The sequence below is a fragment of the Burkholderia sp. AU30280 genome (genome assembly GCF_020420125.1).
Taxonomy (GTDB): Bacteria; Pseudomonadota; Gammaproteobacteria; order Burkholderiales; family Burkholderiaceae; genus Burkholderia.
In genome coordinates, this window is the sequence record NZ_JAIZRY010000005.1 from 484,019 (window position 1) to 494,848 (window position 10,830).

The window sequence follows — 10,830 nt, forward strand, 5'->3', positions numbered from 1 at the left end:
CACGCACATCCGGTGCGTTAGCCCGGCAGCCGCAAGGCTGCCGGGCCTTTTTGCTTGCGCGCCGGCGGGTGGGCCGGCTGGCGTAGTACAGCGCTTATGCGCGCTGCACCGCGATGCCGAGCGATTCGACCGCCCGCGCGATCGCGGCGACCGCACGGCGGATATCGTTCGAGTCGATTGCGCCGATGCAGCCGACGCGGAACGTCTCGAGCTGCGTGAGCTTGCCCGGATACAGGATGAAGCCCGCGTCGCGCACCGCGTCGTAGAAGCGGCGGAAATCGTAGGCCGGGTGGTCGGGCGCGTGGAACGTGACGATCACCGGCGCCTGCACGCTCGCGTCGAGGAACGGCGTGAAGCCGAGCGCGTGCATCGATTCGACCAGCGTCCGGCAGTTGTCCGCATAGCGCGCGCCGCGTGCCGGCTGGCCGCCTTCGGCGAGATACTGGTCGAGCGCGGCGCGCAGCGCGGCGATCACGTGCGTCGGCGGTGTGAAGCGCCACTGGCCCGTCTTGCTCAGGTACGCGTACTGATCGTGGAGATCGAGCGCGAGCGACGGCGAATTGCCTTCGCTCGCGTCGAGCGCGTCGCGCCGCACGATCGCGAACCCCATCCCCGGCACGCCTTCGAGGCATTTGCCGCTCGCCGAGATCAACGCATCGATGCCGCTGCCCGCCAGCCTGATCGGCAGCGCGCCGAACGAGCTCATTGCGTCGACGATCAGTCGCTTGCCGTGGCACCGGCACACGGCGGCGATGTCGTCGAGCGGGTTCAGGATGCCGGCGCTCGTCTCCAGATGCACCTGCGCGACGTGCGTGATGCGCGGCTCGCGCGCGAATGCGGCTTCAATCGCGGCCGGATCGACGGCGGCGTCCTCGCCGAACGGCAATGCGATCGCTTCGATCCCGAGCCGGCCGAGGATTTTCAGGATGCGCGCGCAGTACGCGCCGTTGTCGGGCACCAGCACGACGCCGTCGCGCGGCACCAGCGTGCCGAGCGCGGCTTCGACCGAGAACGTGCCGCTGCCCTGCATCGGGACGCACACGTACTCGGCGCCGCCGTGCGCGATCGCGACGAGGTCCGCGCAGACGCTGGCCGTCAGTTGATTGAAAGCGGCATCCCACGAGCCCCAGTCGTGTTGCATTGCGTGGCGGGTTGTGGCGGACGTGGTGAGCGGGCCGGGCGTGAGAAGAATCGGATCGGACATGGTTTTCCCTTGCAAAGGTCGGAAGAAACGCTGGGCGGCGTTTCTTCATGGACTTGCATGATATTGGCAAAATGTGTCATTTTTTGGAAATTGTGGCATTCGTCACGGCTTTGTCATCGAACGCTGTGATCCTTCGCTTGCCGTGCGAAACCTAACCTCAGCGCGGCGGCGAGGCAGGCCGTCGATCGGCCCTGCCCGGAGATAACAGGAGAGCCGGATCGTGCCCCGGCCATTTGGTGTTCCGCCTACGGAGAAGTCAGATGACACTGCAGAAACCCTCGCGCGCCGCTGCCGGCGCGTTCCGCAAGCTGGCGCTGGCCGCCAGCGTCGCCGGTCTGATGGGCGCCGCGCTGCCCGCGCACGCGGCGAGCGCGGTCGTGCTGTACACGGCAGACGGTCTCGAGAACCTCTATCGCGATGTGCTGCCGGCCTTCGAGAAGAAGGAAGGCGTCAAGGTCAACATCGTGACGGCGGGCAGCGGCGAAGTCGTCAACCGCGCGAACATCGAGAAGAATTCCCCGAAGGCCGACGTGATCGTCACGCTGCCGCCGTTCATTCAGCAAGCTGGCCAGATGGGCCTGCTGCAGCCGTACCAGAGCGTGAACTACAAGAACGTGCCGGCCATCGCGAAGGCTGAAGACGGTACGTGGGCGACGTTCGTGAACAACTACTTCTCGTTCGCGATCAACCCGGACGTCGTGAAGAACCAGCCGAAGACGTTCGCCGACCTGTTGTCGCCGGCCTACGCCGGCAAGGTCGCGTATTCGAACCCGGCCACGGCCGGCGACGGGATGGCCGTGCTGATCCTGACGACGTCGCTGATGGGCGAAGACAAGGCATTCGACTACCTCGCGAAGCTGTCGCAGAGCGTGAAGTTCCACACGAAGGGCACGGGCTACCTGAACGTGCTGCTGTCGCGTAACGAAATCAGCGTCGCGAACGGCGACCTGCAGATGGACCTCGACGATGCCGAACACGGCGCGCTTTCCGTCAAGCCGATCTTCCTGGCCGCGAAGGAAGGCGACCAGCCGACCACGTTCCAGCTCCCGTACGGCATCGGCCTGATCAAGAGCGGCCCGAACCAGGACGCCGGCAAGAAGCTGATCGACTACCTGATGTCGACGGAAGTGCAGTCGAAGGTGCCGGACATGTACGGCATCCCGGGCCGCACGGACGTGCCGCTGGCCGGCAAGAACGGCGAAGCGGTCAAGAAGGCGATCTCGGGCGTGAAGCTGATCCCGGTCGACTGGACCCAGGTGATGGCGAAGAAGCCGGTGTGGATCGAGCGCTGGAAGAAGGATGTGATCGGCAGCTCGGGCAAGCAGCTCGACGTCGTCAAGCCGAAGTGATCGGCGCGCGCCGCCTGTATTTGTGAGCAAGAGGATGAACCCGGTGGAAACCGCCCTGACCCATCCCGGCGCATTCGGCGCCGCCGAACCGCGAGCGACGCTGCGGTCCGGCGCGCCGGGCGGCGTGCAGATCGAACACCTGAGCGTGCGCTACGGCGCGCGCACGGTGCTGGAAGATCTGTCGCTGTCGATCGGTGCCGGTGAATTTCTGACCGTGCTCGGCAAGAGCGGCTGCGGCAAGACCACTCTGCTGCGCTTCATCGCCGGGTTCGTGAAGGCCGACGGCCTGACCGGCACGCTGACCGTTGCCGGACGCGACCTGACCTATGCGCCGCCACACAAGCGCAATCTCGGTCTGCTGTTCCAGAATTACGCGCTGTTTCCGCACCTGACGGTGTTCGAGAACGTGGCATTCGGGCTGCGCGCACGCGGCATGGCGTCGCCGGAAGTGACGCGCCGCGTCGCCGATGCGCTGAAGCTCGTGCAACTCGGCGATGCGGGCCATCACCTGCCCGCACAATTGTCGGGCGGGATGCAGCAGCGCGTCGCGCTCGCCCGCGCGCTCGTGATCGAGCCGGACGTGCTGCTGCTCGACGAGCCGCTGTCGGCGCTCGACGCCAACCTGCGCGCGTCGGTGCGCAGCGAATTGAAGGCGCTGCACGAGCGCCTGCCGAACCTGACCGTCGTCTGCGTGACGCACGACCGCGACGACGCGCTCGTGCTGTCCGACCGCGCGCTGCTGATGCGCGATGGCCACATCGCGCAGCTCGGCACGCCGCAGCAGTTGTACGATGCGCCGCAGGACGGCTACGTCGCACGCTATCTCGGCCCGGCAAACCTGCTGCCGCCGCACGTGATCTTCCCGCTCGGCGATCCGCGCCACGAGGTGCGCGGCAAGGCTGCCTGCGTGCGCCCCGAGCGCCTGACCGTGATGCCGCTCGCGGCGGGTGGCCTGCACGGCACGGTGTCGTCCGTCGAATGGCAGGGCGCGGACCTGTCGATCGCGGTCGTGATCGATGCGGCCCCCGACGAGCCCGTGCGCGTCACGATGCAACGCGGCCGCGGTGCGGCTCCCGAGCGCGGTGCGCGTGTTTCCCTGCATTGCGAGGCAGACGATGTCGTCCTTATCGAGCCCTGAAGCCGGCCTGCCGCCGCACGTGCTCGCGTCGGCCGCCGCGCACGCCGCCGCCGCGCGGCGCCGCAAGCGCATGGGCGACCTGCACCTGGCCGCGCTCGCGATCGTCCTGCTGGGCCCGCTCGTCGTCTATCCGCTGGTGCGGCTCGTGCTGCTGAGCGTGTCGGGCGACCACGGGCTGAGTTTCGCCGCCTACCGTACCTTCTTCGGCAATCCCGACACGCGCAACGTGCTGCTGACGACGCTCGGCGTGCTGTTCGCGAGCGCCGGCACCGCGTCGGTGCTCGGTGTGCTGCTGGCTGCGCTGCTGTTCTTCAAGCCGTTTCCGGGCGCGTCGCTCGTCACGCGTTTCCTGGAACTGTACGTCGCGTTCCCGTCGTTCCTCGTCGCGTTCACGTTGATCTTCCTGTACGGCTCGCAAGGCTCGATCAGCATCGCGCTGCAGCACCTGTTCCATCTCGAGAATCCGCCGCTCGATTTCCTGTTCGGCATCGGCGGCGTGATCCTCGCGCAGACCGTGTTCTATACGCCGTTCGTCGTGCGGCCGACGCTCGCGTCGTTCGCGACGCTCGACCTGCGGCTGGTCGAAGCCGCGCGCAGCCTCGGTGCGTCCGGCTGGATGCTTGCACGTCGCGTCGTGCTGCCGATCGCGTGGCCGGGCATCGCCGCGGGCACCGTGCTGTGCTTCCTGCTGACGCTGAACGAATTCGGGATTCTGCTCGTGCTCGGCAGCGCGCGGCTCGTGACGCTGCCGGTTGCGATCTACAGCAGCGCGACCGTCGACATCGACCTGCCGACCGCGTCGGCCGGCGCGGTCGTGATGCTCGCGCTGTCGCTGGCGCTGTATGCGGTTTATCGCCGGGTGAACCGGCGTGCGACGGGAGGGAACGATGTCCGCTGAATTTCGTATCGGGCAAGCCGTGCCGCGCCACCGGATCGGCTGGGGTGACACGGTGCTCAAGCATGCGTCGCGCGCGGCGCTCGCGCTGGCCGCGTTCGCGTGCTTCTGGCTGTTCGTGTTGCCGGTCATCGTCGTCGCGCTGTCGAGCGTGTCGACGCAGTGGTCGGGCACGATTCTGCCGGCCGGCTACAGCCTGCGCTGGTTCGAGCGGCTCGGGTCGCCGGAATACGACGCGCTGCTGACGAGCCTGGAAATCGGCTTCGGCGTGTCTGCGGCCGGCACGATCTTCGGGTTGTGGCTCGCGCTGGCGCTCGAAGGGCGCGACCGGCGTGGCCTCGGCGCGGTGGTCGACGCGCTCGTGATGGTGCCGAACGGTGTGCCGAGCGTCGTGCTCGGGCTCGCGGTGCTGATTGCGTATCACCAGAAGCCGGTCGACCTGTCGAGCTCGGCGGCGATCGTCGTGCTGGTGCAGCTCGCGCTGATTTTGCCGTTCTGCTATCGCTGCGCGGCGGCTGCGCTGCGTCCGGAGCTGACCGTGCTGCGCGAAGCGGCGGCGAGCCTCGGTGCGCCGCCCGCGATGGTGCTGCGCCGCGTGCTGCTGCCGCAGCTCGTGCCGGCGCTGCGCGCGAGCCTCGCACTTGGCTTCGCGCTGTCGCTCGGCGAGCTCGGCGCGACGCTGACGGTTTATCCGCCCGGTTTCGCCACCGTGCCGATCGTCGTGATCGGCCAGGTGGAGCGCGGGTATTACCTTCCCGCATCGGCGCTGTCGCTGCTGATGCTCGGCGCGTCGCTCGCGGCGCTGCTGCTGATCGCTGCGCGCGTGCCGCGCGGCAAGCGGGTGGCAGCATGAACGCCGCGTTCGCATTGCGCCAGCCCGGTGAAGCGTCGGCAGCCGGCGCATCGACGGATCTCGCAGGGCGCGCCGTCGACGTCAACGGCCGGCACTACCGGCTGCCGGTCGAGCCGACCGTCGTCGTCTGCGTCGACGGCTGCGAGTACGACTATCTCGAACGGGCCGTGGAAGCGGGCGTCGCGCCGTTCATCGGCTGGATGATCGCCGAAGGCACGGCGTGGCGCGCCGATTGCGTCGTGCCGACCTTCACCAACCCGAACAACCTGTCGATCGTCTGCGGCGTGCCGCCGTCGGTCCACGGGATCTGCGGCAACTACTTCTGGGATCCGGCCGCCGACGGCGGGCGCGGCGCCGAAGTCATGATGAACGACCCGGCCTACTTGCGGGCCGGCACGCTGCTCGCCGCGGCGTCCGACGCGGGGGCGCGGGTCGCCGTCGTGACGGCGAAGGACAAGCTGCGCCGGTTGCTCGGCTGGCAGCTGAACGGCATCTGCTTTTCGGCCGAGAAGGCCGCGCAGGCGAATCTCGCGGAAAACGGGATCGTCGACGTGCTCGACTGGGTCGGCCTGCCGTCGCCGGACGTCTACAGCGCGGCGTTGTCCGAATTCGTGTTCGCAGCCGGCGTGCGGCTTGCGCAGACGCGCCAGGTCGACCTGATGTACCTGTCGACCACCGATTACGTGCAGCACAAGTGCGAGCCGGGCAGTGCCGGTGCGAATGCGTTCTACGCGATGATGGACGGCTACCTCGCGCAGCTCGACGCGCTCGGCTGGGCGATCGGGCTGACGGCCGATCACGGGATGAATGCGAAGCACGATCCCGCGACGGGCCGGCCGAACGTCATCTACCTTCAGGACGCATTCGACGGCTGGTACGGTGCGCAGGCTGCGCGCGTGATCCTGCCGATCACGGATCCGTACGTCGTGCATCACGGTGCGCTCGGCTCGTTTGCAACCGTCTACCTGGCACCGGGCGTCGACCGGGCCGAGGCGATGTGGCGCGTCGGCGGCCTCGACGGCGTCGAGCTCGTGCTCGACAACGCGGAAGCCGCCGCCCGTTTCGAGCTGCCGGCCGACCGGATCGGCGATCTCGTCGTGATTGGCCGCCGCGACATGACGCTCGGCACGCGCGAGCGCGAACATGACCTGTCGGGCCTCACGGTGCCGCTGCGTTCGCATGGCGGCGTGTCGGAGCAGGAAGTACCGCTACTGTTCAATCGGCGTATCGTGCCTGCCGATCCTGCGCGTCGCCCGCGCAACTTCGACGTGTTCGATTTCGTGCTGAACCGGGTCGCGACATGATGGCTCATCCCCGCCACGATCACCCGGCGTTTCGCGCAGAGGTGCTGCGCTGGTGCGGCACGCGCGCGACGCGCGAACGCACGCTCGACGTGATGGACCCCTACACGGGCACGCGCGTCGGGACGGCGCCGCTGGCGAGCGTCGACGATGTGCGCGCGGCATTCGATTACGCGATGGCGTATCGGCCGAAGCTCACGCGGTACGAGCGTTCGCAGATCCTCGAGCGTGCGGCCGCGCTGCTGCGCGAGCGTACCGAGGACGCGTCCGACCTGATTACGCTCGAATCGGGGCTGTCGAAACAGGACTCCCGCTACGAGATCGGCCGCGTTGCCGACGTGTTGAAGTTTGCGGCGGTCGAGGCGCTGCGTGACGACGCGCAGAGTTTCTCGTGCGACCTGACGCCCCACGGCAAGGCGCGCCGCGTTTTCTCGCAGCGGCAGCCGCTCGACGGTGTGATCGTCGCGATCACGCCGTTCAATCATCCGATGAACCAGGTGGCGCACAAGATCGCGCCGGCGATCGCGACCAACAACCGCGTGATCGTGAAGCCGTCGGAGAAGGTGCCGCTGTCGGCGTTCTACCTGGCCGACCTGTTGTACGAGGCCGGACTGCCGGAGCCGATGCTGCAGGTGCTGACCGGCGATCCGCGCGAGATCGCGGACGAACTCGTCACGCACCCGCATGCGGCGTTGATCACCTTTACGGGCGGCGTGGCGATCGGCAAGGCGATTGCCGCACGGGCCGGCTACCGCCGCATCGTGCTGGAACTGGGCGGTAACGATCCGCTGATCGTCCTCGACGATGCCGATCTCGAACGCGCGACGTCGCTGGCCGTGCTCGGCTCGTACCGGAATTCGGGCCAGCGCTGCACGGCCGTCAAGCGGATACTGGTGCATCGCCCGATCGCACCCGCGTTCACCGAGTTGCTCGTCGAGAAGACGCGTGCATGGAAGTACGGCGATCCGTTCGATCCCGCGAATGAAATGGGCACGGTGATCGACGAGGAAGCGGCGCGGCTGTTCGAGGCGCGCGTGGAGGAGGCGGTCGCGCAGGGCGCGCGCCTGCTGACCGGCAACGTGCGGCGCGGCGCGCTGTATGCGCCGACCGTGCTCGACAACGTCGATCCGTCGATGACGATCGTGCGCGAGGAGACCTTCGGCCCGGTATCGCCGGTGATCACGTTCGACACGATCGACGACGCGATCCGGATCAGCAACGGGACGGCGTTCGGGCTGTCGTCGGGCGTATGTACGGACAGCACGGCCGCGGTCGTGCGGTTCGTGAACGAGCTGAACGTCGGCACGGTAAACGTATGGGAAGTGCCCGGATACCGGATCGAGCTGTCGCCGTTCGGCGGGATCAAGGATTCGGGGCTCGGTTACAAGGAAGGCGTTCAGGAGGCGATGAAGAGCTTCACGAACCTGAAGACGTTTTCGCTGCCTTGGGAGTGAATGAATGGCATTGACGGTGGAAGAGATCCACGGGCTGTATCGCGAACATGGCCATGTGGCCTATAGCGGGGAGCCGGTCACGCAGCTCGAGCATGCATTGCAGAGCGGATGGCTGGCGGAAGAGGCGGGGGCAGACGAAGCGCTGGTCGCGGCGGCGTTCCTGCATGACCTCGGGCATCTGCTGAATCGCCAGGGTGAGACGCCGAGCGCGCGCGGGATCGACGATCTGCATCAGTATTACGTGCTGCCGTTCCTGCGGCCGCTGTTTTCCGATGCGGTGCTGGAGCCGATCCGGCTGCACGTCGACGCGAAGCGCTGCCTGTGCCGCACGGACGCCGGCTACTTCGAGAGCCTGTCGCCGGACTCGGTGCGCAGCCTCGCGCTGCAGGGCGGCATTTTCAGTGAGGAGGCGGCGGCGGCGTTCCTGCAGCGCCCGTTCGCGGAGGACGCGCTGCGCCTGCGCCGCTGGGACGATACGGCGAAGGAAGAGGGCAAGGTCACGCCGGATCTCGATCACTATATGGAGATCGTGGCGCGCCAGGTGCGCGCGGACTGACGGATTCCGTTGCTTCTATATAAGGCTCCGCACGCGGCAGCGTGCGGAGCCTTATATTTTTTGAGAAATCCCTTGCGCGGATCGAAGAGGGTGCCTACAATCACGCCTCTTTCGCGCTAACGGAAACACGGCGCGGGAGAGGGAAGCAGGGTCGGTGGTGTGCGGCAGTCTGGCGCGTGCAACTGGCCTGGAAGTTGAGCCCCGCAGTCGCAACGCTGATGTTAAAAAGTTGTTGACGAACTGCGAAACACGGTTCATAATCTCGCTTCTCTGCTGCTGAAAACGCAGCGCTGCCGGGAAACACGAAGTTCCTCGCAGAATGCTCTTTAAAAATTAACAGCCGATAAGTGTGGGCGCTTGATGGAAGCGAGCTGATCCTCGGGTCAGATAGCAAAAGTATCAAGAGTCTCACACTAAAGTAAGTCAGGTTTATGAAGTGATTCATATTCCTGTCAGCTTTGAGTGAGCGACCGGTTCGAAAGAACCGAAAACAGTAACAGGTTTAAACTGAAGAGTTTGATCCTGGCTCAGATTGAACGCTGGCGGCATGCCTTACACATGCAAGTCGAACGGCAGCACGGGTGCTTGCACCTGGTGGCGAGTGGCGAACGGGTGAGTAATACATCGGAACATGTCCTGTAGTGGGGGATAGCCCGGCGAAAGCCGGATTAATACCGCATACGATCTACGGATGAAAGCGGGGGACCTTCGGGCCTCGCGCTATAGGGTTGGCCGATGGCTGATTAGCTAGTTGGTGGGGTAAAGGCCTACCAAGGCGACGATCAGTAGCTGGTCTGAGAGGACGACCAGCCACACTGGGACTGAGACACGGCCCAGACTCCTACGGGAGGCAGCAGTGGGGAATTTTGGACAATGGGCGAAAGCCTGATCCAGCAATGCCGCGTGTGTGAAGAAGGCCTTCGGGTTGTAAAGCACTTTTGTCCGGAAAGAAATCCTTGGCTCTAATACAGTCGGGGGATGACGGTACCGGAAGAATAAGCACCGGCTAACTACGTGCCAGCAGCCGCGGTAATACGTAGGGTGCAAGCGTTAATCGGAATTACTGGGCGTAAAGCGTGCGCAGGCGGTTTGCTAAGACCGATGTGAAATCCCCGGGCTCAACCTGGGAACTGCATTGGTGACTGGCAGGCTAGAGTATGGCAGAGGGGGGTAGAATTCCACGTGTAGCAGTGAAATGCGTAGAGATGTGGAGGAATACCGATGGCGAAGGCAGCCCCCTGGGCCAATACTGACGCTCATGCACGAAAGCGTGGGGAGCAAACAGGATTAGATACCCTGGTAGTCCACGCCCTAAACGATGTCAACTAGTTGTTGGGGATTCATTTCCTTAGTAACGTAGCTAACGCGTGAAGTTGACCGCCTGGGGAGTACGGTCGCAAGATTAAAACTCAAAGGAATTGACGGGGACCCGCACAAGCGGTGGATGATGTGGATTAATTCGATGCAACGCGAAAAACCTTACCTACCCTTGACATGGTCGGAATCCTGCTGAGAGGTGGGAGTGCTCGAAAGAGAACCGGCGCACAGGTGCTGCATGGCTGTCGTCAGCTCGTGTCGTGAGATGTTGGGTTAAGTCCCGCAACGAGCGCAACCCTTGTCCTTAGTTGCTACGCAAGAGCACTCTAAGGAGACTGCCGGTGACAAACCGGAGGAAGGTGGGGATGACGTCAAGTCCTCATGGCCCTTATGGGTAGGGCTTCACACGTCATACAATGGTCGGAACAGAGGGTTGCCAACCCGCGAGGGGGAGCTAATCCCAGAAAACCGATCGTAGTCCGGATTGCACTCTGCAACTCGAGTGCATGAAGCTGGAATCGCTAGTAATCGCGGATCAGCATGCCGCGGTGAATACGTTCCCGGGTCTTGTACACACCGCCCGTCACACCATGGGAGTGGGTTTTACCAGAAGTGGCTAGTCTAACCGCAAGGAGGACGGTCACCACGGTAGGATTCATGACTGGGGTGAAGTCGTAACAAGGTAGCCGTATCGGAAGGTGCGGCTGGATCACCTCCTTTCCAGAGCTTCTCGCAAAGTTGAGCGCTCACGCTTATCGGCTGT

Annotated in this window: 8 protein-coding genes and 1 rRNA gene; 8 read left to right on the plus strand and 1 reads right to left on the minus strand. The window is 65.1% G+C overall.

Annotation, left to right across the window (positions count from 1 at the left end):
* Window positions 1-94: 94 nt before the first annotated feature.
* Window positions 95-1,204, minus strand: a complete 1,110-nt coding sequence (locus LGN17_RS15060; protein ID WP_226197493.1) for a 2-aminoethylphosphonate--pyruvate transaminase — start codon at window positions 1,202-1,204, stop codon at window positions 95-97.
* A gap of 260 nt (window positions 1,205-1,464) precedes the next feature.
* Here LGN17_RS15060 and phnS point away from each other — a divergent pair, with 260 nt between their 5' ends.
* The 8 genes from phnS to LGN17_RS15100 all read left to right on the plus strand — a co-directional run bounded on the left by phnS (window position 1,465) and on the right by LGN17_RS15100 (window position 10,787).
* A complete protein-coding gene (phnS, locus tag LGN17_RS15065; protein ID WP_226197494.1) occupies window positions 1,465-2,553 on the plus strand; it encodes a 2-aminoethylphosphonate ABC transporter substrate-binding protein in 1,089 nt (362 codons plus the stop codon).
* A gap of 34 nt (window positions 2,554-2,587) precedes the next feature.
* A complete protein-coding gene (gene phnT, locus LGN17_RS15070) occupies window positions 2,588-3,691 on the plus strand; it encodes a 2-aminoethylphosphonate ABC transport system ATP-binding subunit PhnT (protein ID WP_226197495.1) in 1,104 nt (367 codons plus the stop codon).
* A complete protein-coding gene (phnU, locus tag LGN17_RS15075) occupies window positions 3,669-4,589 on the plus strand; it encodes a 2-aminoethylphosphonate ABC transporter permease subunit (RefSeq protein ID WP_226197496.1) in 921 nt (306 codons plus the stop codon). Before phnT ends, phnU begins: the two co-directional genes overlap by 23 nt.
* Window positions 4,579-5,439: a 2-aminoethylphosphonate ABC transport system, membrane component PhnV gene (gene phnV, locus LGN17_RS15080; RefSeq protein WP_226197497.1), complete on the plus strand. Its 861-nt coding sequence runs from the start codon at window positions 4,579-4,581 to the stop codon at window positions 5,437-5,439. The genes phnU and phnV overlap by 11 nt, the downstream gene beginning before the upstream one ends.
* A complete protein-coding gene (phnA, locus tag LGN17_RS15085) occupies window positions 5,436-6,743 on the plus strand; it encodes a phosphonoacetate hydrolase (RefSeq protein ID WP_226197498.1) in 1,308 nt (435 codons plus the stop codon). The genes phnV and phnA overlap by 4 nt, the downstream gene beginning before the upstream one ends.
* Window positions 6,740-8,194 (plus strand): phosphonoacetaldehyde dehydrogenase, encoded by a 1,455-nt coding sequence (phnY, locus tag LGN17_RS15090; protein WP_226197499.1) that lies wholly within the window; start codon window positions 6,740-6,742, stop codon window positions 8,192-8,194. Before phnA ends, phnY begins: the two co-directional genes overlap by 4 nt.
* A 4-nt stretch (window positions 8,195-8,198) precedes the next feature.
* Window positions 8,199-8,750: a phosphonate degradation HD-domain oxygenase gene (locus tag LGN17_RS15095; protein ID WP_226197500.1), complete on the plus strand. Its 552-nt coding sequence runs from the start codon at window positions 8,199-8,201 to the stop codon at window positions 8,748-8,750.
* A 504-nt stretch (window positions 8,751-9,254) separates the two neighbouring features.
* Window positions 9,255-10,787, plus strand: a 16S ribosomal RNA gene (locus tag LGN17_RS15100).
* The last annotated feature ends 43 nt before the right edge of the window (window positions 10,788-10,830 follow it).

What these genes read in the sequence shown, in the direction of transcription:
- LGN17_RS15060 (WP_226197493.1), bottom strand. Translation starts at nt 1,204, where the DNA reads ATGTCCGATCCGATTCTTCTCACGCCCGGCCCGCTCACCACGTCCGCC.
- phnS (WP_226197494.1), top strand. Translation starts at nt 1,465, where the DNA reads ATGACACTGCAGAAACCCTCGCGCGCCGCTGCCGGCGCGTTCCGCAAG.
- phnT (WP_226197495.1), top strand. Translation starts at nt 2,588, where the DNA reads ATGAACCCGGTGGAAACCGCCCTGACCCATCCCGGCGCATTCGGCGCC.
- phnU (WP_226197496.1), top strand. Translation starts at nt 3,669, where the DNA reads ATGTCGTCCTTATCGAGCCCTGAAGCCGGCCTGCCGCCGCACGTGCTC.
- phnV (WP_226197497.1), top strand. Translation starts at nt 4,579, where the DNA reads ATGTCCGCTGAATTTCGTATCGGGCAAGCCGTGCCGCGCCACCGGATC.
- phnA (WP_226197498.1), top strand. Translation starts at nt 5,436, where the DNA reads ATGAACGCCGCGTTCGCATTGCGCCAGCCCGGTGAAGCGTCGGCAGCC.
- phnY (WP_226197499.1), top strand. Translation starts at nt 6,740, where the DNA reads ATGATGGCTCATCCCCGCCACGATCACCCGGCGTTTCGCGCAGAGGTG.
- LGN17_RS15095 (WP_226197500.1), top strand. Translation starts at nt 8,199, where the DNA reads ATGGCATTGACGGTGGAAGAGATCCACGGGCTGTATCGCGAACATGGC.